Genomic DNA, 21,642 nt, shown 5'->3' on the forward strand with positions numbered 1-21,642 from the left:
ATACTCTAAAGCCTGCATGCTACAACTTAGCGCATTAGAGTTGCAAAAATATCGCCTCTTGCACACATTGCTGCTACTTCTAGGAATTGATAAGGCAACCTATACATGCGAAACGTACTGCACATGAGGGGCGCCTGGCCCTACTTGATCGCTATCTTTCTCAATGCGTTTGTGGATTTGGGTCACAAGATCGTTATTCAGAATACGATCTTCAAAAGCTATGACGGCACCACCCAGGTCGTACTCACGGCCCTGGTAAATGGCTTAATTTTGCTGCCATTTATTTTAATGTTTAGCCCCGCTGGCCATGTGGCAGATAGCTACCCCAAGGTGCGCGTCATGCGTGTTTCTGCCTGGGCGGCGGTGGCTATTTCACTCGGCATCACCGCCGCGTACTACCAGGGATGGTTCTGGTTAGCGTTCGCGATGACGCTACTGCTTGCCATTCAATCGGCTTTTTACTCCCCGGCTAAATACGGCTTGGTAAAGGGGCTGTTCGGCAAGCCACGTCTGGCGGAAGCCAACGGGCTGATTCAGGCGGTCACTATCGGCGCTATTTTAGCGGGCACCGTGGCCTTTACCGCACTGTTTGAAACCTGGGTATCGCCTGATGACCAGACACCAGCGCAGCTGTTACGTCACATTGCACCGCTGGGCTGGCTGCTCGTGCTCAATAGCGCTCTCCAAGTGGTCACGCTTTATCGCCTGCCATTGGACAACACGCCACGCTCCCAAACACCGCTTACCTGGCAGCGCTACATTAAGGGCCGCGCGCTAAAAGACAACCTGCGTATCGTGGCGCGCCAGCCTGTTCTCAGGCTGTCGATTATCGGCCTTGCGACGTTTTGGTCCGTTGGCCAAGTGCTGCTGGCAGCCTTCCCCGCCTATGCGAAAGATGCGCTAAGTATCGATAACACGCTTGTGCTTCAAGGAATTCTCGCCGCGAGCGGCATTGGCATTGCAGCCGGGTCGCTGCTGGCGAGTAAGCTTTCCCGCAACCGTATTGAAACCGGCCTTATTCCCTTGGGCGCTATCGGCGTGGCCGCGGGGCTATGGTGCCTTCCCCTGTTATCAACGCCGCTTAGCCAAGCGCTCAATTTCGTGTTTATTGGCATCATGGGCGGGCTGTTTATCGTACCGCTGAATGCGCTGATCCAGTTTCACGCGGCCGATCACGAATTAGGTACCGTGCTGGCTGCCAACAATTGGATTCAAAATATCGCCATGCTGGGCTTTTTGATGCTCACGGCGCTATTCGCGCTGGCCGGTGTGGATAGTCACTATCTGCTGCTTCTCATCGCGGCTGTGGCCATGGTCGGCGGCGGTTACACTATCTTCAAGCTACCCCAAAGCCTAGTGCGCCTTCTGCTAAGCTTTCTGCTCACACGACACTATCGCGTGGATGTTCACGGCTTGGAAAACCTACCGGCACAAGGCGGCGTGCTGCTACTGGGCAACCATATCAGCTGGTTGGATTGGGCCATGGTGCAAATTGCCAGCCCGCGGCCCGTACGTTTTGTCATGCTAAAAAGCATTTACCAGCGCTGGTATCTACGCTGGTTCTTTAAAGCGCTGGGCTGTATTCCTATCGAACGCGGCGCCGCTGCCGAACAGGCGCTAAGCGATGTAGCCGAACTGCTCAATGCCGGAGAAGTGGTGTGTTTGTTTCCTGAAGGAGCGATTAGTCGCAATGGCCAGCTTGGCGAATTTCGGCGCGGCTATGAACGCGCCTGTAAAATGGCCAATCCTGACGTCAAAATAATCCCGTTCTACCTGCGTGGACTATGGGGCAGCCAGTTCTCACATTCATCAAGCAAACTCAAAGAGCTGCGCAATGCCCCACTGCACCGTTCGGTGGTGGTCGCTTTTGGAAAACCACTGCCCAAAGACACGCCCGCCGATGTGCTCAAACGACGTATTTTTGAACAGGCTAGCCGTTCCTGGCAGAGGGCCATGGGCGAACTACCCACGCTTGCTAATGCCTGGATTCAAAGCGTTAAGCGCCGCCCAGGCAAGCTTGCGCTGGCCGATATCCTTGGGCGTCCGCTCAGTGCCAGCCAAGCGTTAACTGCCAGCGTACTGCTATCTAAACGCATCCGTAAGCATTGCCCTGGGCAAAACGTTGGCCTATTGCTGCCCACCAGCAGCGCTGGAGTGATCACCAACATGGCCACACTGCTGGCGGGAAAAACCGTTGTGAACCTCAACTACACGGCGAGCCAAGAGACGCTGGCGTCGGCGCTCACCCAGGCAGAGATTACAACGGTGTTCACTTCAAAGCGCTTTGTAGCAACGCTAGCCCAGCGCGGGTTAGCGGTTGACCAGCTATTTGGCCAGCAGCAAGTAATGTATCTGGAAACCCTACAGGCAACGATCAGCCGCGCCGAGCGTGCCAGTACCTGGCTTGCCGTACGCCTACTGCCCACGTGGCTATTACAGCGCTGCTTTAGCCGTAGCCATGATGCGGATGCAACGGCCGCGATCCTGTTCTCTAGCGGTAGCGAAGGTCAGCCTAAGGGCGTGATGTTGAGCCACCGCAACCTCATGGCCAACATCAAACAGACCTCTGACGTTCTTAATACACAAAGCAACGACGTTGTGATGGGGTCGCTGCCGCTGTTTCATGCCTTTGGCCTCACCGTCACGCAGCTGCTACCGCTCATTGAAGGAGTACCGTTAGTGTGTCACGCCGACCCAACCGATGCCCCCGGCATAGCCGGCACGGTTGCCAAGCATAAAGCGACCATTATGTTTGGTACCTCCAGCCTTCTACGCCTGTTCGTACGCAGCCAAAAGGTGCATCCGCTAATGCTGGATAGCCTGAGGGTGATCGTGGCCGGCGCAGAAAAGCTTGATGACAGCGTACGTACAAGCTTTGCACTGAAATTCCACAAACCGATTTATGAAGGCTATGGCGCGACGGAGACGTCACCGGTTGCCTCGGTCAACTTACCGGATGCCCTCAGCATTCATTACCAGCAGGTGCAGCGCGGTAGCAAAATTGGCAGCGTTGGCATGCCGCTGCCTGGCACTGGTTTCAAAGTCGTTTCGCCTGAAAGCTTCGAAGAACTACCCACTGGCGAAGCGGGTATGATTTTGATCAGTGGCCCACAGGTCATGCAGGGCTATCTTAACGATGCTGAACGCACGACCAAGGCGCTACGCGACATTGATGGCCAGCGCTGGTACGTCACTGGGGACAAAGGATTTCTCGACGAAGACGGCTTTTTAACGCTGATCGACCGCTACGCACGCTTTGCCAAAATTGGCGGCGAGATGGTCGCGCTAGGCGCCGTAGAACAGGCCGTTAAAGCCGCACTTGAGGAGCCTGACACCGCGCTAATGGCGGTCAACATCCCCGATAGTCGTAAAGGCGAACGCATTGTAATGCTATCGGAAACACCTGTAGATGCCAGCACCGTAAAAGCCGCTATGCTCGCTAACGGCACGAAATCAATGATGGTACCCAGTGACTGGCTTACCGTGGATGCCCTTCCTCGCTTGGGGTCAGGCAAGCAGGATATTGCGGGCGCCAAGCGTCTGGCACAGAAAAGATTGGCCGAAAGCGCGAAATAGAGTGCTCTACTCGGCCACCGATACCTGCGGGCATCATTAGAGAGATGAATAAAAGGATTTTTTTCACTGAAACCGCTGACTTTTCTCCATGGTTTCTAATCCGGATGTGTATTAAATTCATTTCCAATGTTTTGAGGTTATCTTCCCCCTCAAAAATTCGGATAAACAAAGAAGGAGCGTTAAATGTCTAATCCAGCTATTGAAATCTTCAAGAAGCGTCGTAGCCAGTATGTCATTGGCAAAGACATTGCCATCAGCCAAGACGATACAGCGGCATTGATCAAAGAAGCCGTTAAGCAGGCACCCACGTCGTTCAACTCACAAAGCTCGCGTGCGGTTATTCTGTTCAACGAACAGCACGACAAGTTCTGGCAGATAGTCATGGAAACGCTGCGTAAAATCGTACCTGCGGACTCTTTTGAGCCTACTGAGCAGAAGGTCAGCAGCTTTGCTGCTGGTGCTGGCACCGTGCTGTTTTTTGAAGATCAAGAGGTCATCAAAGGGCTGCAAGAGAAATTTCCGCTCTACGCCGACAACTTCCCTGTTTGGTCAGAGCATGCTACCGGCATTGCCCAGTTTGCCGTATGGACGGCCCTTTCACAGGCCGACATTGGCGCCAGCCTGCAGCACTACAACCCCATTATCGACGATGCCGTATTTGATGCCTGGGATCTACCGGCTTCCTGGACACTACGCGCGCAAATGCCCTTCGGTTCTAATGAAGCACCGTTTGGCGAAAAAACGTTCATGGACGATGAGCAACGCTTCCGCGTATTTTCTTAAGCCACGGCTTAGGACATGTCCTAAGTAAGCGCCCATCACGAACTTGTTTTCGCCCGCCGCCACTGATTATTCAGCGACAGCGGGCGATGCCTTTTAGAGGCCGACCTTCATCAAGAGCGCTTGTGGTGCCTATTCAGAAGGCTTTACGTCAGCGCTATCCAATGGCGTAGAGCGCTTGCCCGGCTCACCCCGCGCAATATCGTTATGGCTAATGACCATGACATCGCGTGGCCACCAATCCGGATGGTTATCGCGAATAAAGGCCAGCAGTTTCTCACGCACGTTCATTTCTGCCACCCAGCCTGCTAGCGGGTCGGACGTCATCAGGTAAAAAGTAATGATCTGCGCCGTTGCGGTTTGCCCTGTCACATAGCACAGCAGCTTATGGTGCTCGATAACATTCTCTTCATCCTTAGCAACGTCTAAAAACGTTTGCCTTAAGAGCTCAACGTCAGCGCTTAAGTGCAGCGTCAATTCCAAAAACCGATACATCTTGGTACTTTTGACCGAAAGATTCTCAAACGGTTTAGACACAAAATAGGTGACGGGTACGATCAACCGCCGCTCGTCCCATGAGCGCAATCGAATAAACGTATAAAAAATCCCCTCCACATAGCACCACTGCCCTTCAAACATAACCAAGTCACCGATTCGGATCGGCTTGGCCAGCGACAGCTGAAAAGATGACAGAATGTTCCCCAGCATGGCCTGGCCAGCAATACCGACCAGTACCGCAAGAACGCTTGCGGAGGCGAGAATAGACAAGCCTAGTGTTTCGAAGATCTGAACCTGGCTGAGTACGTAAACCGATACTGCAATGACCGTGATCAGAATGATGACGCGGCGTAACGCGTAGAGCGATGTCAGCAGCCGGCGCTCATCACGAGATTTTGTGTCATCAATCTCGCCCACTAAACGCCGCGTCATACGCAGCATAATGGTATCGACCAAGCGCAGTGCAATGGTTGCCGCGCCCCACGCCAGAATGGCGGTTAACACAACGCGGAAGGTACCCATAGCGATAGCAGAGAAAGAGACCACATAGTCCAGCACCATCTGCGTCACCAGAGACATCATGATGAGTGCCATGGGGCCTTTTATTCTGCCCACAAAGATGCTTTTTGCGCCGGAAGGAATTAGCTCCGCCAGCAACCCAACAAAGCGATAAACCCCCCACCCCATGAGCGCAACCAATATCAGGAAAATGGGAATGGCGATCCACTCCCAAATCATCAGCACGCCAAGCGATTCCTTAAAGCGTTCCGGAATATGCTCCTCCAGCATGGAAGGGCCATATTCTTTATAAAGTAGCGGAATCGACGACACGCTGTCTGACATAATCAGCCAAACGGGATCCTGATCACCGGCTCGGTAACGGCCCAGCCGTATATCGTAAGTATCACTGCCCACTTTCAGCGACGTTATTTCCAAGTCTCGACGCGGCTGGCCTGCTTGAGGATTAGGCTCCTGCCCAGCCGTATTCTCAATGAGCGCGTCTCGGCGGCCAGGAAGGTTGGCAACGTTCAGCAACTCACCACGCTTGAATACTTCAGCCAACTGTTTGGCTAGCTCCGGGCCTTGTTCGCGCTGCTCGGCAGGCGATAAATCAGACAAATTGAGAACATGCGCCGCCGCCGCAAACTCTTCGTTGTCCGCCAGCGTTTGAAAACTTCGAATAGCCTCGCGTGGGGTAATTAAGTTGACGTCCTCCGGCGCTTCTTCAAGTCCCGTATTTACTTCATCAACAGCAAACCACCGATTATCTTCGCTCTCTTCTCCCTGAGTTTGCGCCACACACACGCTGGAAAATAGCAGTGCTGCGATCAGCACCATCCATGCGGGCCATAAGCCATTTGCTTTCATACATGCCTTTATTAAGTGAGATGAACCAGCTTACCGACCATCGACAGACCAATTACGTAGCCAGCCTTGTGATCATCACAGGGCCATCCATGTCAGTGTGGTAAAAGGAGTAAGCGTAAAGTACAGCCTATCTTATTTGATGACGCAAGGAGCAGCACCGTTCTCATCAATCATGCACTCCTTTTCTCTATTCGGTTTAGCAAACATGGGCATCCGCAATGCGAATATGTGTTTCACAGCACGCTATCTAACCAGGCTGCCTAGCGACTTCAACTCGCTATCGTATAAAGCAACCAGCAGCGGCGCGCCCTGGTCGTTAATGCGAAACTGCCCGTAGCGGGCGGATTGATAGCGTTCGGCATGACCTTCCTGGAAGAAGAAAGCATTGGTAGCAAAACGCACATAGCCATTGCGCAGTCGATACTGTAGGCGCCGCTCCTGATCACCGATCGGGCTGCCATCATCTAATCGCTGGAAGTGGGCGATATACTGATCATCTAAGCGCACAACGACGTTGCCATTGCGGGCATTCGGGGAGTTACTCTCTTGGTCCAACGTCGTTTGAATGCGGCTGGTGATAGCAAAGTTCAAAGACATGTAGTCGCCCTGCATCAATGAGCGCGGGTCGACAGGCGCGAGCTCAAGGTAGACAATCTCACCCAGCGCCAAATGACGCTCTTTCTGCCAAATTGCCCCATTAATCACGGCCAACACCAGAAACATGCCCACGAGAATCACCAGCCTGCTTGCTTTCGCGTTAGGCATCATTGTCTACGCTCCCATCGCTCGAGTGAGCAATCCTAGCTTCCCACCTCCGGTGTAGCCCAAAACGCAGCCCTAGCAGCAGGGTTCCCATCACCAAAAGCGCTATCGACTTCGTCAGAAGCGTTGCGTCCAGCCAGTAGTAATAGCTGCCGATCGCCAGCATCAGCGAAAGCATCCCCAACCCCGTCAGCACGCGATTGCCAATAGCAAAGCCTAACAGCATGACCACCACGCCCTGGCCTACGCTAGGGACATAAAACGTCACCCCCAACAGCACCGCACCGGCAGCGTAGGTCACCCAGCGCACGCTAGCTAAAGGCTGTTTGTTAAACAGCGCCTGGAAAAGAATCAGCTGTGCCAGCGCAACGAGCCCAACGCTCATCCAAACCCCTAGCCGCACTAAATTGCTATCCAGCGCTTCATAAAGAAACGGCAGCGGATGACCCGCATGCGCTAGCCCCTGAGTGACCAGCAGGCCCAACGCTAGTCCATAGCCCCACGCCTGCATCTCTTTAATGCGACGTGGCCAGCGAAATTCGTTTAACCAAAGTGCGGTTAGTGCACACAGCACAATGCCACTGGCGGCCATCCCCGTTGCCGCTGTTACCCACGCCAGATACAGCGCTACGCTGGCAGCAAAGGCAGAAAAGCCACGATGCGTTACGCTTGGCATCACCAGCGCCAGTGCGCTCTGCAAACCCAGCATCGACCACCATACATAGGCAGCGTTATTCCAATGCTCGATGGCGGCCCAGCCCACTAGTAGCTGCCCGGCTAAGCTAATGGCGAGCGCCAGATGTTCGAGCACATCACTGTGAGCTGCCCGCAGTAGCGCAAAAGCAGCGCCGATCAAAACGAGCCCCAGACCCAACGATGCAGCGGCGCTCTCGACAACAAACACTCCGCCAATGGCGATAAAGCCCAGTAAAAAAAACGCCGCCAGCCAACCGGAAAAAGCCTGCAACACGCGCACAAACCACGGTGTTTCTAGCGTCGCCGGCAGCGTAGAAGCGTTTAACACAATGCCTGACTGGGTCAGCTTGGCTTTTAAACTATTTGTTTGAGCATCGTCGGCTCTGCGCATCATTGCCATGTCTCCCGGTGTAGCCGTTTCAGCCATATGACAGCCCCGGCGCCCATCGCTAGCACCGCGATGGCCATAAACAACAAACTTCCTGCCTGCCACTCACCTTCCCATAGCCAGTATCGAGCAAGCAGCCACGTGGCCACGGCAATCACTGAGACGCAGCCACCTGCGATCATGAACAGATCCGGCTGCCAGTGGCGATAACCGGTATACAGCGCCACAAGCCAGAGAGGATAAATCACCAGCACTGACGACCACATCGGCTGCATCTCGGCAATCAGGGACATCAATAGCAGCGTGACCGGTACCCCGCTGCCCACCGCGAGCAAGCGAGCGGCCCAACGACCTTCACCCCAACGCCCGGAATAAGCGCCCCACTCCCAGAAGATCAATGCAAGGGTATTGATCCCCAACAACCCCCACAGCGCAGCGTCACTGTTTGCCAGGGCGCCAAACGGTCCACCCCAAGTACGAAAATAAAGCCCGATTGCAAGATTGAGCAGCCCTAACCACAGAACCCAAAGTAGCTCAAAACGTGCCACCCAGACCCAGGGCAACGTTAGCAACGCCCAGATAAAGAACAGCTGCCAGGGGTCAGCACCGGTTTGGTACACCTGACCAAACAGCGCTAGCAGTACACCCACTAACAAAGTGGCCGACGTTAGCGCCACACGCTGTAAGGTCAGGCGAGTCTTGGCCCACACGGCGATACCTACCGCCAGCAACACCGCGGCTTGCACCACGCCAAAGCGCAGCCAACGCTCCATCTCGAGCCAGTTATAAGCAATAAAAAACAACACCGCAAAGGCTAGCGCCAGCCCGCCTAGCCACAGCAGTAATCGATCAACAAAGATCGCCCAGTCACGGGGCGATGGCCTCAACCCAGCAGCCTCAATAGCGTGTGTCACCTGCTCTGGCGGTATGACGCTTTGCTCAATTAACGACACCAGTTCACGGCGTGAAGAAGCCATGGCATTCCTTGGGAAGGTAGAGAAGTTAGCACTCAACAATGCCGATCGGTCAGCATAGCCTGACCATAGACGCTAACGCGCGCGAGCGAAAGAGGCCGTCAGTGCCATTGATGCGTACTTAGGATTAACAATGAAAGAAGGAAGCACTATAAGGTTTTACGTCTTCCAGGCCCACGCCTTATAAGAAATGCAGTAGGATCAATGTTCGACTTATTTTTCAGGAGCCCGCTATGTCCCTCGCACAGCTAATTAGCCCACTTGCTCTAGGCCAAAAGCAACAGCAGCCCGGCCTGGTGATTCTGGATTGCCGCTTTGCTTTGGAAAACCCGGGCTATGGGCAGCAAAGTTATGCCGCGGGGCATATCGCCGGGGCGCATTTCGCTGACCTGAACCGCGACCTGAGCTCGCCGGTTATCCCGGGAGTGACCGGCCGTCATCCCTTACCGGACCCCGCACAGCTGGTTGATCGCCTGCGAGACTGGGGCATTGATAACGACGCTACCATCGTGCTTTATGACGATGGCACCGGTGCCTATGCCGCCCGGGCGTGGTGGCTGCTGGCGTGGCTGGGTAAGCGAGATGGCGTGTTCATTCTTGATGGCGGCTTGAACGCCTGGCTCGCCGTCGGCCTGCCCTTGAGCCAGGATTCACCGCAGAGTGTTCCCGGGCATTTCAGCGGTCAGCCAGATAACCGCCTGCTGCTGGAGGCCAAGCAACTACAGCAGCGCCTTGGCCAGCCGAACCTCACCTTACTGGATGCCCGAGGCTTGCCACGCTTTCGAGGTGATGTAGAGCCTATCGACCCGGTAGCCGGGCATATCCCCGGCGCGCAATGCGCGGCGTTTACCGACAACCTGGGCAGCGACGGACGTTTTTTGCCCGTGCCGCAGCTCAAGCAGCGTTTTGCCGAGAAGCTTGGCGGGCGCTCACCGGAAGCGTTGGTGGCCTATTGCGGCTCTGGCGTAACCGCCTGCCATAACCTGTTTGCCCTTTGCCTGGCAGGTTACCCTCTGGCCAGCCTGTACGCAGGTTCCTGGAGCGAATGGATCACCGACCCTCAACGGGCTATCGCTACCGGCGACTAAATCCTCACTCCCAACGCTAAACGCAGGTGAGCACTCGGAAACCCAGTAGCCATAGCTGTCACTCCAACTTAGTAAAGCGCAGCCGCTCTATCGCCGGGGGCGGCAAGAAAGAGTCCGCTCGGGCATCTTCCCAATAGTGCTTAAACACGGTGTGCTCACATTTAGAATGCAGTAGCTCATTGGGTTTCAAGAACGTAAAGACCTGATCGTAGGACTGAATCTCATTTTCCGATACGCGGCGGATGATATGTTCTGGCCCCAGCTCACTCGGGTGGGTGAGCCCTGCCGCCCCTAGCATTTCCGCCAGCGCTTTTAGCGTATTGCGGTGGAAGTGATATACCCGCTCCGTTTTGTCAGCAATATCCAAATGACGGCTGCGCTTAGGATCCTGGGTTGCCACGCCGCTTGGGCACTTATCGGAGTGACAGTTGAGCGCCTGAATACAGCCCAGTGAAAACATAAAGCCCCTGGCGGCATTGCACCAGTCGGCCCCCAGCGCCAACGTGCGGGCAATATTAAAACCCGATGTGATTTTGCCAGCAGCACCGATGCGAATTTCCTCGCGCAGCCCAGCCCCAACAAGCGTGTTGTGCACTAGCGTCACGGCTTCGGTGAGCGGCACGCCCATACGGTTAATAAATTCTAACGGCGCGGCACCGGTTCCCCCTTCGCCGCCATCCACCACAATAAAATCAGGCCGCTCACCGGTCTCCAGCATGGCCTTTACAATCGCAAACCACTCCCAGGGGTGGCCAATTGCCAGCTTAAACCCAACCGGCTTGCCGCCGGAAAGCGCACGTAGGCGGGCAATAAATTCCATCAGCTCTAGCGGTGAAGAGAAGGCGGTGTGAGCGGCGGGAGAAATCACATCCTGGCCCATGGGCACTTCCCTGGCCTCGGCAATTTCTGCGGTCACTTTAGCCGCCGGCAGTATGCCACCATGGCCGGGCTTGGCTCCCTGCGACAGCTTTATTTCGATCATTTTGACCTGATCATCGCTGGCGTTGGCGGCAAACCGTTCCTCGTTAAACGAGCCATCGTCGTGGCGGCAGCCGAAATAGCCGGAGCCGATTTCCCAGACTAAATCGCCACCGTGAATGCGATGATAGCGGGAAATCGACCCTTCACCGGTGTCGTGATAGAAGCCCCCTTTGCAGGCGCCCGCATTCAGCGCTTCGATGGCATTGCCTGAAAGCGAGCCAAAGCTCATCGCCGAAATATTAAGCACGCTAGCAAAATAAGGCTGACTACAGCGGCTACCGCCTACTCGAACCCGAAAGTCAGCGTCTTCAATTGCATAGGGCAGCAGCGAATGATTGATCCACTCATGGCCCGGTTTATACATATCCAACAGTGAGCCGAAAGGCTTCTTATCGCTCTCATTTTTAGAGCGCTGATACACCACGGCACGCTGCTCGCGGGAGAACGGGCGCTCGTCCAAATCCGACTGAATAAAGTACTGGCGTATTTCAGGGCCAATGGATTCCAAGGTATATCGAATGTGGGCCAAGATTGGGTAATTACGGCTGACCGTTCGCCGCGTTTGGCGCATGTCGTGCAAGCCTAGCCAAGCAAGAAGGCCAAAAAGTGCCACGCCCACTAGCCATACAAGCGAAAACACTAAGCCAATAAGCGAGATGACCAGTAGGATCACGCAGGCAACAAAGGCGGCATTGCGCAAAGGAATGCGGGTTAATCCCCGAGCTTCTATCATGAGAACACAAACTCCTTATCAACCGTCTGCAAAAGGGTATGACGGCCTAGGTAGCATATCGGAGCAAGGTAGCGGCTCACCAGCCCAATTCGCTCTATTTAATGGAGAGGATTAGTATAAGTTTTGGTGAACTTACCACTCTAAGTAATATCCAATGCAGCATTCACTACCCACGCTGTGCGCAAGCTTTTCCTAGCGGAGGCATCATATGCTTATAAAAATTGCCAAACCCAGTGATTTACACGAATCCGATGTAACGCCGGAGTCTATTTACCTTTCACGTCGTCGCTTTATGGGTGGCATGGCGGGCCTAGGCGCGGGGATTGCTCTGGCGGGACAAAAAGCTTACGCCAATGCCGCTGACTATTCTGATGTGCCCGACGGCAGTGCACCGCCCTGGTTAAGCGAAAAGATTAGCCAAACTGAGTGGCGCGCAGTCACCCCAAGCGATCCTGAAAAAGACATTATCGCCCCCTTTGAGGATGTCAGCAGCTATAACAATTTTTTCGAATTCGGTTCGGGAAAAAGTGACCCAGCCCGTCATGCAGGCAGCTTAGAAACTCAGCCCTGGAGCGTGGTGGTCGACGGTGAAGTTAACAACGGCGGGCGCTTTACGCTTGAAGACTTCGCCAAGCCGTCGCAGTTTGAAGAGCGTATTTACCGCCTGCGCTGCGTCGAGGCGTGGTCGATGGTCATTCCCTGGTTAGGCATTCCCCTAGCCGAGATAATCAAGCGCGCCGATCCTACCAGCAAAGCAAAATACGTGCGTTTTGAAACGCTGGTAGACCCGGATCAGATGCCAGGGCAGCGCTCGTCGTTCTCGCTGATTGACTGGCCCTACGTGGAAGGTCTGCGTTTAGACGAGGCCATGAACCCGCTCACGTTACTGGCGATGGGCATGTATGGCCGCGAACTGCCTAATCAAAACGGCGCCCCCTTACGATTAGTGGTGCCATGGAAATATGGCTTTAAGAGCATCAAATCGATTGTGCGCATTTCGTTAGTTGAAGAGCAGCCGGTCAACTCCTGGCAGGAGATTGCCGCCAACGAATACGGCTTCTACGCTAACGTGAACCCACAGGTTGACCACCCACGCTGGAGCCAAGCCTCCGAACGGCGGCTGCCCAACAGCCTGTTCAGCCCGAACCATATTGATACGCTTATGTTTAACGGCTACGCGGACGAAGTTGCCGAGATGTATGCGGGATTGGATTTAAGGGCTAATTACTGATGGCAGCACCGCGCATATGGCTTGTTTGGCGCATTGGCGTTTTCTTGGCGGCATTAACACCGCTACTGTTTTGGGGCTGGCAAGTCGCCAATAACGCTGCTGGCCCTGAGCCCGGGCGTTACCTGCTACTCAACATCGGCATTGGCGCACTGTGGATGCTGCTGCTCACGCTAAGCCTCACGCCTCTCACCAAGCTGACCCGTTGGAAAGGCTTTGCACTCATTCGGCGCCAGCTAGGTTTATGGACACTGGCCTACGCCACGCTGCATTTGCTCAGCTATGCGCTATTTATTCTGGGGCTTAACTGGGCGCTGCTAGGCAGCGAAATTGTCAAACGGCCCTACATTATTGTGGGCATGATCGCGCTAACCGGCCTTGCCGTGCTGGGTGCGACTTCCAACCGCTGGGCGATGAAACGCCTAGGCAAGCGCTGGAAACCATTGCACAAATTCTCTTACGCTATTTTAGCATTGGCACTGCTGCACTTCTTTTGGATAGTGCGCGCCGATCTGCGCGAATGGGCCATCTATGCCGCCGTTGCTGCATTGATAATGGCCACCCGCCTACCGCCTGTTGCTCGCACCCTGCCTAAGTTTCGTCAGCGGTTTAGCCGTTAAATACCCTTGACAAGGTAAGCTCTTGCAGGCTGGGTTCATGTTCAGTTCACCTAATGCCGTTATGCTATGGGCAGACAGTCTAATACCGTATTGGAGTAGTAATAATGGCCGTAAAATATTTAGGCGCTACCCGTCGGGTAATAGCGTTAGGATCGCTATTGCTCGCAGCTGACGCAAGCGCGGAGCAGTCTATAGGTGATGAACAACCTTTGCGCGTTGAACAACTGCAGCGCTGTGGCGATCTTTTACAGCAAGATATTCAAGAGTTCTGCCTGAACGTCAGCGGGCTTGATAACAGCGATTTTCAGGTAAAGCTGAACGGAATACCGCTTCAGGCCGAAAACCTTGATCACACGGATGAAAATATACGTGTCCGCATCACCAGCGCCGACACACAAAGCGGCCCGCTGTGGTTTGAGCAACACGACCAAGCGAGCAACCCGGTATGGATAAGCCTCAAAGGCAGTCACGTGGTAGCGGCCACGGACCAAGAGCTGGCGGAGAACATGGATGGCCTGACCACCTACGTGGATCTGGTCAGCGTGATTATTGAAGAAAGCTACGAAGGTGCCGAAGAAGCCCAGCGATTAGCAGAAAAGTACGGTGCAGAGGTGGTCGGTATAATCCCGCCGCTTAACACCTACCAGCTGCGCCTTCCGGTCAGCAACTTAGATGCACGCGATGCGCTAGTACTCAGGCTAGGCAGTGAAGTCAGCGTCGATGCGGTGGTGGTCGAAGAATCAGGCGCAGAAGAAAGCGTTGAGAGCGAGACCGATGAGCTGCCCGCAGCCGACGACCAGGACTGGGCGTCAAATCGCTTTTTAGACGCGGTAAATTATTATAAGCGGCGCCTGCCACGTCAGGGCGGCGATATCGAGACTCAGCCCATTCGCATTGGCGTCATCGAGCGGGAAGTAGACTTCGACGCACCGGATTTTGCCGACTACCTGGGCGACTGTCGCACGGACTCTCTTAGAACCTGTGTCTATGCACGCGATGCCGTCGCGCCCGACGGGCATGGCACAACGGTTGCCGGCGTATTTGCCGCCGCCTGGAATGAAGGCGGCAATAGCGGCTTTCTACGCGGGCTAGACTCGGTAGGCCCAGGCTTCGATGTGATTGTTGACCGCAATTCGGATGCGGGCATTACCGCCAATATCGCCGCGTCGGTCAATCTGGTGGAAGACGGTGTACGCGTACTCAACTGGAGCTGGGGCATTCATCGAGTGGGGGCCATCGATATTGACGGAGAAGAAGTCGACTCGCTGGTGCGTTCCGGTATCGCCATGAGCGGCTATGAGGAGCTACTCGAAGAATTCTTCTTATGGCTACGCCGCGAACATCCCGACGTGGTAGTCGTCAACTCAGCGGGTAACGCCTCGTCGTTTTCTGGAAGTGATGATTATCGTCTACCGTCCTCTTTCGTGACCGACCAGCTGTTTGTGGTGGGTGGTCATCAGCAAGGCGATCAAGAACTGCAGGTTGACGACCCTGGTTACGTGGTCAAACGCGACGCGTCGAATATTGATATGCGCGTCGACATAACGGCAGCCGCCTGCGTTAGAGGCTCTTCTCTGATAGAGGGAGAGCAAGGCCCTGCCCATTGCGGCACCTCTTACGCAACGCCCCTGGTGGCCGGTTTATTGGCAGCCATGATGTCGATAGACCCCGCTCTTACACCGGCGCAATTGCGCATGCTATTGCGTCGTAGCGCTATGACCATCGGTGAAGAGTACGATTTCGAACCGACCGATGCCGATGACCTCACCGCGCCGATACTGCCATCGGAACGTGCTAATGAACTCGATCACCCGGATATCGGCCTGTCAGCCAGGTTAGACATGTACAAAGCGCTAGACCTCACCGTTCAGAGCTTGGACCGAGAGCGCTGAGCTGAGCTAGTCAAGAGGAGGCAAGACAAGCCACACGATCCAGACAAGCCCACCTTACGAGGTGGGCTTTAACTTATGTTTAGCCAAAAACTGTGCGCAGATGGCGGCGATAAGCATCGGTATCACGCTCAACGTTAGGCACTTTCATCACATCGTTGGCAATAAACGTCGGCAGCGCCGCTAAGCCGATAAACTCCTGCGATTTATGAAACGGAAAGTACACCCCATCCACTCCTCGCCCTTCAAAGAAGTTACCCGGCGCTTCGAATGCTTCCAAAGGCGCGTTCCAGGTCAACGACAGCATATAGCGGCGCCCCTGCAGTAAGCCTCCGCTGCCGTACTGCTTGCTAGGATCTTGGCGCGAACGGCCATCGCTGGCGTAGAGTGAACCGTGCCCCGCAGTAAACACTTCATCAATATAGCGCTTGACGATCCAGGGGGCGCCCATCCACCAGCCAGGCATTTGATACACAATCGTATCGGCCCACAAATAGCTCTGCACCTCGGCATCTGCATTATAACCTTGGTCAATCACTGTCTCGCGCACCTCATGCCCCAACGCCTGCAATGTACTCACTGCCACGCTTTGCAGCGTATTATTGAGTTCACCGCCAGAGTGAGCGAACGCTTTTCCGCCATTAATCAGTAAAATCTTCATTGCTTGAATTCCTAAATAATTACCTAGCAACTTGGCTATATAATATAGCTAAGCAGCATAGCTAGAGCTGCATATGGCGCGTATTGTGAGATCAAAAGAGATGGAAAAGAAGCCGTGCTGGGTCAAAATACTTTTGATTTAAAATCAACAATACTGATAACGTTATCGACTCATCTCAAAACAACAGATAAAGATCGAGATGCCTGATTAATGAGCCTCCCATATGAAAAGCACCCTTGAAGAACAGCAGGCATTTGTCACAGTGGTCGAAAGCGGCTCAATCACTAACGCCGCGGAACGGCTCGGCATTACGGTCTCTGGCGTTAGCCGTGCGCTTAATCGCCTAGAGCGAAAGCTCGGCACTACCTTGCTGCGCCGAACCACGCGTCGTTTGGAGCTCACAGAGGAAGGCGAGACGTTCTTGGGGCACTGCCGCCACATTCTGGCGGCCGTGGACGAGGCTGAAGAAGCAATGCTGGATCGCCATAGCCAGCCCAAGGGCAGGCTGAGGATCAACGCAGCCCCTAGCTTTATGCAGTTCGTGATTGTGCCGGTGATTGGCAAGTTTCGTGCTCGCTATCCTGGTATTACACTAGCGCTCGACACTCATGACCGGTTTGTCGACCTGCTAGAACAACGGGTTGATCTGGCCATCCGTATCGGCGAGTTGGAAGATTCCTCGCTTCATGCACGCTTACTCGGCTACAGCCCACTGCGCATTCTGGCAAGCCCCGCCTACCTTGAATACCATGGCGCACCGCAAAGCATTGATGATCTCAAACAGCACAGCCTGCTGGGCTTCAATCAGCTCGATCATCTCAATCGCTGGCCGCTGCGTCACGCCGATGGGGCACTCTTGGCTATTACCCCAACGCTTGCGGCCTCTAGCGGCAGCACGTTAGTGGAGCTGGCCGTAGCGGGCGAAGGCATCGTGTGTTTAGCCGACTTTATGACCATTACGCCGCGCCAGAAAGGCACCCTCGTTGAAGTGCTTCCCAACCACATTGAGCTACAGACCCAAACCGTCAATGCCGTTTACTACCGCCAAGCCACGCTTTCACAGCGTACGCGGCTGTTTATGGACTTCTTAGCAGAGCAATTACCGGGGACGTATTTACAGCGCTGAACGCAACAATTGCGATGCCATTTAACGTTAAGCTTTTCTGGCGACCATCAGCTTGCTGGCCATACGCACCGTCATAACAATGGCGCTCAAGGCAACGACGATCAAAAAAACACCTAGCGCCAACATCGCGTGGAAGCCGAATAAATCAAACAACACTAATCCGGCCAGACACCCGCTAAGGAATGAAAAAATCGTCGTTAAATGCGTGTGCAGCTGCTTTTGAAAAAAACGCCGGTCGAGCCCCTTATCGCGTGAAACAAATGACGACAAGAACGAGCCTAGTGCAATGCCAACATCCGTCAACGTGCCGGTCACGTGAGTGGATCTCACTCGCCCATTCGACAGCTGAGTTGAGGTGGAGTTGTGTACTCCCATCAGAAAGCCCAGGGTTATCAGTATTTCCCCATTGAAGCGTACCGAGTAAAACAAAATTTCAAACACCGACACTGCGGTTAATGCCACACCTTCCGCCAGGAGAATCAAGCAAAAGATTGTTCTGAATTTTTGCCCAGCAATCACGGCAACCCGCGCAAGGCCACCGCCTATCACAAATGCCAGAAGCAGAGCGGCTAGAAACAAAAAGCCATACGTATCTGAGCTAGCCACCTCACTCGATATTTGCGAGGCATTGCCACTCATATGCGAAGGGAGAAAACCAAAGGCGCCCAAGGCCATGGCGTTGAGAATACCGGCGGCCGTCGCTAACACCAGTGCCAGATAACGATCTTCGGTATGGGATCGAGCTTTCTTCTTTTTAATCAGCACAAATCTTTTCCACCATTTTGAAGTAGACAAAATAAGACGTTAAGACTAAAGCATAACTCTTAAAACGTTAATGAAACTTGAACGATTCTCTAACGCCCTACGCTGATGGTTATTGTGCTTCCCAAGCGTGCAGTGGAAAACTCAGCTTATGCTCTATCACGCTAAGGGAAAAATTGGTGTAATCTTTCTATACTGGCAGGTGGAAAAACCGCCCAACGTGCGTGATTCACCTCGCTACACTCATCGCTATTTATGTTGCTTCCAGGCCATTTAAGGATGTTATGGGTCTTCAAGAAATCGCTTTTGGTGGCATTTACCTCAGCCCACTGCTGATTTACGCATTGATTGGGTTTGTCGCAACGCTAGTGACACGCTCCCTGCTCCACTGGGCAGTCGGGCAGTATGCGCTGTGGTACGAGGCCTGGTTCGATATCTCGCTTTTTGTCATCTTTACGGCAGCCACCACCTTCATTTTTACCATTTTGCTTGAGAGCCCTTAATGCGCCCTTCGCTTCGTATTCTGCTGACCCTTATTATTGTCGCGATTGCCATTGCCGCCGGTGCCTGGCTATGGCGCTACTATCTGTACACTCCCTGGACCCGCGACGCCCGCGTACACGCCGAAGTGATCACCATTGCCCCCGATGTTTCCGGCTGGGTGCGTACCCTTGACGTTGCGGACACCGATTACGTAGCGCAAGGCGATGCGCTGTTTGATATCGATGAAACGCGCTATCAGTCTGCCGTCGACAGCGCCCAAGCCACGGTGGACCATCGCCAGGCAACGCTTGAGTTAAACCGCGCGGAAGAGGGCCGACGCAACCAATTAAGCAATAGCCGGGCGATTAGTGCCGAAAATCAGCAGATTGCACAAATTAATTCGCGTATTGCCGCCGCTGACTTAGAACAAGCCCAGGCGCAATTAGCCAGCGCCCAGCTTGATTTAGCACGCACAAAGCTTACAGCCCCCGTCAGCGGGCACGTACTTAACGTACATCTCACCACAGGCAACTACGTGAATCGCGGCACGCCGGTGATGGCACTGATAGCCGACAACTCTTACTACGTCGTCGGTTACTTCGAAGAAACCAAAATGACATCGATCAACGTTGGCGATCCGGTCAATGTCATCCTGATGAACGGTGATACTCATTTAGACGGTCGGGTTGCGGGCATTGGCCGCGGCATTGCCGATAGCAACACCAGCCTTAACCCGCAGTTGCTACCCCAGGTAGCGCCGACGTTTAACTGGGTGCGCCTGGCGCAGCGTATCCCCGTTCGCATTACGTTAAACGAAGTGCCTGATGAGATGCTGCTGAGCGTGGGTATGACGGCAACCGTGCGCGTTCGCCCTGCCGCGCAGCCTGAGTAAGTCATGTCGCCGTTTCTGCAAACCTACCTGACGCCCAACGCCACGGCGGTGAAGTTCGCCATCAAGACCACGCTTGCAATGATGCTTGCGCTCTACATTGCGCTATTGTTCGATTTAGAACGCCCCTACTGGGCGCTAATTTCCGCGGCCTTTCTGCAAATTCGTCCGATGAGCGGCATGGTGGTCGAAAAAGGCATCTGCCAGCTTGTCGGCACTTTTATTGGTGCTGTAGCGGGCATTGTAATCATGGCATTCTTCGCTCAAGCCCGCATACCCGCACTTATCACGTTGACTAGCTGGATTATGCTATGCACCTATGTTGGCTCGCTATGGCGTAATAACTATACCTATGGCTGCCTGATGGCGGCCGTCACCGCGATGCTGATCGTAGTTATTTCCAGCGGTAGCACGCCCGCGGGAATTTTCGATATCGCGGTGGCGCGCCTATCCGAGCTAGGGCTGGGCGCGGTCTGCGCCATGTTAGTTAGCTCGCTGCTATGGCCATCCCATGTGGGAACGCATCTTGCCACCCAGGCCGACAGCGTGATCAACGAAGCCTTTGAGCATGCCGCCCTGCGCCTGGAAGCTAGCGACGATATTTCCGCCATGCAGAAGGCTCTTCGAGGTAGCTTAGGCCCGTTAACCTTACTAGAAACCGATAGCCAAGCTGCGCGTTTTGAAGGCCCTATTGGCCCGGGGCGGGTACGCGCGACCCATGTGCTAACGCGCCGCACCCTGCGCTTTTTCGCCAATTTACAGGCACTCCATCAACTTATGCACGACCACGCCGACCGGCTTGACCCACAAAGCCTTCAGTTGGCATGTCGCGTTGCGCAGGGTTTTCGTGATGCAGAACACGTCAAAGGCGTCATTGAGGCCAGAAAAGCGCTTCAAGCGCTGCGTCATGAGGTCCATGAAAGCGATGATGAAAGCAGCTTAGCACCGCTAGACCGCCGCCTTCGATTAGGGCTACGTGAATCAATTGGCCACGCTATGGTCATGCTCGATGCCCGTGAAGCCATAGCCTCGCCAGGACGCTATAAATTACGTTCATCGCAGCTAGCCTGGCACCGCGATCACCTTGCCGCTAGCATTAATGCCATACGCTCAGGGCTGGTGTTTTCGCTGCTGGCGACCTTTTGGATTGTCACTGCTTGGCAGAGCGCGATGATTGCGATGATGCTAGGCACTCTGTTTTCGGCTTTCTTCGCCAGTCGTGACAACCCGATAGCGATTACCATGATGTTTTATAAGGGCATGCTGGCCGCCATTCCCAGCGCTTTTCTATTTGGCCATGTGCTGCTTTCTCAGGCCAATAGCTTTCCGTTACTCGCACTCATTTTCGGAACACCGCTATTTTTAGGCCTGTTAGGGGCCACGAGTATGGCGACCATGGGGTACTGCCTCGCCTTTACTATTTTCAACATCCTATTGACGATGCCCGGCAATGGTATGGACTTCTCGTTTGATAGTTTTGCCAACCGAGCCATCTCGGTGATTATCGGCCTTAGCTGCGTCGTCATGGCCTTTCGTCTGCTCCCAGGCCTGGGCACTCAGCTGAGACGACGACGCCTGATAAAAGCGATCTCCAAAGATATCCATGCGCTGAGACGAAACTCCATTCGCGACGCCGAAACCCGCTTCAGCGGCCACATGGCGGACCGTCTACTGCATCTAGCACAGCACGATGACATGCTGCCCGATGAGCAGCGCCACCTGTTCATTCTTGGCCTTACCGGGCTCGATCTCGGCACCGCCACGCTAAGGCTGCGCGACCGGCTAGACGATGCCCCGCATCCGCAGATCCGCCAAGCGCATCAAAACCTTCTGCGCACACTCGCTACCGGTTTTGAGCACAGCGCTACCGGCCACCAGCCACAAGGCATTCGCGAGGCAGGAAAAGAGCTGGATGCAGCGATTACAACCTACGGCAATGTACCCGCCGACCGCCGCATCCTGCTGGAAGGCCTGATTGAACGGTTGGAGCTCTCGCTTGAGCGTCTGGCGCGCATCATGGCAGAGCGGCCGCATCTTAAGCTTGAAGGTGGTCCGAATAAATAAAGCACTCCTATCGGAACCATCGGCTTACTTCGCTGCAGACCCGTTTAATGGCTTAAACAGCATCCATATTTCACCC

At 54.4% G+C, this 21,642-nt stretch carries 17 protein-coding genes; 10 read left to right on the plus strand and 7 right to left on the minus strand.

What is annotated here, in order from left to right; genetic code table 11:
- The first annotated feature begins 105 nt into the window (after positions 1-105).
- Together CIK78_RS15830 and CIK78_RS15835 are read left to right on the plus strand one after the other, a co-directional pair.
- Positions 106-3,576, plus strand: coding sequence for an acyl-[ACP]--phospholipid O-acyltransferase (locus CIK78_RS15830; protein WP_096281876.1), 3,471 nt, complete (start codon positions 106-108; stop codon positions 3,574-3,576).
- Between the two features lie 183 nt (positions 3,577-3,759).
- Positions 3,760-4,359 carry a nitroreductase family protein gene (locus tag CIK78_RS15835; protein WP_096281877.1) on the plus strand — a complete coding sequence of 200 codons (600 nt, stop codon included), beginning with the start codon at positions 3,760-3,762 and terminating at the stop codon, positions 4,357-4,359.
- A gap of 129 nt (positions 4,360-4,488) precedes the next feature.
- On the opposite strand, the gene CIK78_RS15840 is transcribed toward CIK78_RS15835, so the two are convergent.
- The 4 genes from CIK78_RS15840 to CIK78_RS15855 all read right to left on the minus strand — a co-directional run bounded on the left by CIK78_RS15840 (position 4,489) and on the right by CIK78_RS15855 (position 9,045).
- Complete coding sequence (locus CIK78_RS15840; protein WP_096281878.1) at positions 4,489-6,222, minus strand: mechanosensitive ion channel domain-containing protein; 1,734 nt, start codon at positions 6,220-6,222, stop codon at positions 4,489-4,491.
- 243 nt (positions 6,223-6,465) lie between these two features.
- The gene (locus tag CIK78_RS15845; RefSeq protein ID WP_096281879.1) at positions 6,466-6,990 is read right to left on the minus strand and encodes a GDYXXLXY domain-containing protein; all 525 of its coding nucleotides are present in this window, start codon (positions 6,988-6,990) and stop codon (positions 6,466-6,468) included.
- Entirely contained in the window at positions 6,980-8,107 is a 1,128-nt protein-coding gene (locus CIK78_RS15850; RefSeq protein WP_225734317.1) for a DUF4401 domain-containing protein, read from the minus strand. Before CIK78_RS15850 ends, CIK78_RS15845 begins: the two co-directional genes overlap by 11 nt.
- On the minus strand, positions 8,071-9,045 hold the full coding sequence (locus CIK78_RS15855) for a DUF2157 domain-containing protein (RefSeq protein WP_096281880.1): 975 nt from the start codon (positions 9,043-9,045) through the stop codon (positions 8,071-8,073). The genes CIK78_RS15850 and CIK78_RS15855 overlap by 37 nt, the downstream gene beginning before the upstream one ends.
- Before the next feature lie 230 nt (positions 9,046-9,275).
- On the opposite strand from CIK78_RS15855, the gene CIK78_RS15860 reads away from it, so the two are divergent.
- Positions 9,276-10,130, plus strand: a complete 855-nt coding sequence (locus tag CIK78_RS15860) for a sulfurtransferase (protein WP_096281881.1) — start codon at positions 9,276-9,278, stop codon at positions 10,128-10,130.
- Between the two features lie 58 nt (positions 10,131-10,188).
- Here the strand turns inward: CIK78_RS15860 and CIK78_RS15865 are convergent, their stop codons facing one another.
- Complete coding sequence (locus tag CIK78_RS15865; RefSeq protein WP_096281882.1) at positions 10,189-11,844, minus strand: FMN-binding glutamate synthase family protein; 1,656 nt, start codon at positions 11,842-11,844, stop codon at positions 10,189-10,191.
- Between the two features lie 208 nt (positions 11,845-12,052).
- Between CIK78_RS15865 and msrP the strand changes: the two genes are divergently transcribed.
- The 3 genes from msrP to CIK78_RS15880 all read left to right on the plus strand — a co-directional run bounded on the left by msrP (position 12,053) and on the right by CIK78_RS15880 (position 15,584).
- Entirely contained in the window at positions 12,053-13,075 is a 1,023-nt protein-coding gene (gene msrP / locus CIK78_RS15870) for a protein-methionine-sulfoxide reductase catalytic subunit MsrP (RefSeq protein WP_096281883.1), read from the plus strand.
- Positions 13,075-13,692, plus strand: coding sequence for a protein-methionine-sulfoxide reductase heme-binding subunit MsrQ (msrQ, locus tag CIK78_RS15875; protein ID WP_096281884.1), 618 nt, complete (start codon positions 13,075-13,077; stop codon positions 13,690-13,692). The genes msrP and msrQ overlap by 1 nt, the downstream gene beginning before the upstream one ends.
- 104 nt (positions 13,693-13,796) lie before the next feature.
- Positions 13,797-15,584: a S8/S53 family peptidase gene (locus CIK78_RS15880; RefSeq protein ID WP_096281885.1), complete on the plus strand. Its 1,788-nt coding sequence runs from the start codon at positions 13,797-13,799 to the stop codon at positions 15,582-15,584.
- Between the two features lie 79 nt (positions 15,585-15,663).
- Here CIK78_RS15880 and CIK78_RS15885 read toward each other — a convergent pair whose 3' ends face one another.
- Positions 15,664-16,242 carry an NAD(P)H-dependent oxidoreductase gene (locus CIK78_RS15885; protein WP_096281886.1) on the minus strand — a complete coding sequence of 193 codons (579 nt, stop codon included), beginning with the start codon at positions 16,240-16,242 and terminating at the stop codon, positions 15,664-15,666.
- Between the two features lie 223 nt (positions 16,243-16,465).
- Here CIK78_RS15885 and CIK78_RS15890 point away from each other — a divergent pair, with 223 nt between their 5' ends.
- Positions 16,466-17,368: a LysR substrate-binding domain-containing protein gene (locus tag CIK78_RS15890; RefSeq protein ID WP_096281887.1), complete on the plus strand. Its 903-nt coding sequence runs from the start codon at positions 16,466-16,468 to the stop codon at positions 17,366-17,368.
- Positions 17,369-17,395: 27 nt separating this feature from the next.
- On the opposite strand, the gene CIK78_RS15895 is transcribed toward CIK78_RS15890, so the two are convergent.
- Positions 17,396-18,133 (minus strand): YoaK family protein, encoded by a 738-nt coding sequence (locus CIK78_RS15895; protein WP_096281888.1) that lies wholly within the window; start codon positions 18,131-18,133, stop codon positions 17,396-17,398.
- A gap of 281 nt (positions 18,134-18,414) precedes the next feature.
- On the opposite strand from CIK78_RS15895, the gene CIK78_RS15900 reads away from it, so the two are divergent.
- The 3 genes from CIK78_RS15900 to CIK78_RS15910 are packed head-to-tail and all read left to right on the plus strand — an operon-like array spanning position 18,415 to position 21,566.
- Complete coding sequence (locus tag CIK78_RS15900; protein WP_096281889.1) at positions 18,415-18,633, plus strand: DUF1656 domain-containing protein; 219 nt, start codon at positions 18,415-18,417, stop codon at positions 18,631-18,633.
- On the plus strand, positions 18,633-19,505 hold the full coding sequence (locus CIK78_RS15905) for an HlyD family secretion protein (protein WP_096281890.1): 873 nt from the start codon (positions 18,633-18,635) through the stop codon (positions 19,503-19,505). The genes CIK78_RS15900 and CIK78_RS15905 overlap by 1 nt, the downstream gene beginning before the upstream one ends.
- A 3-nt stretch (positions 19,506-19,508) precedes the next feature.
- The gene (locus CIK78_RS15910; protein ID WP_096281891.1) at positions 19,509-21,566 is read left to right on the plus strand and encodes an FUSC family protein; all 2,058 of its coding nucleotides are present in this window, start codon (positions 19,509-19,511) and stop codon (positions 21,564-21,566) included.
- The last annotated feature ends 76 nt before the right edge of the window (positions 21,567-21,642 follow it).

It is taken from the genome of Halomonas sp. JB37 (genome assembly GCF_002332255.1).
Classification (GTDB): domain Bacteria; phylum Pseudomonadota; class Gammaproteobacteria; order Pseudomonadales; family Halomonadaceae; genus Vreelandella; species Vreelandella casei.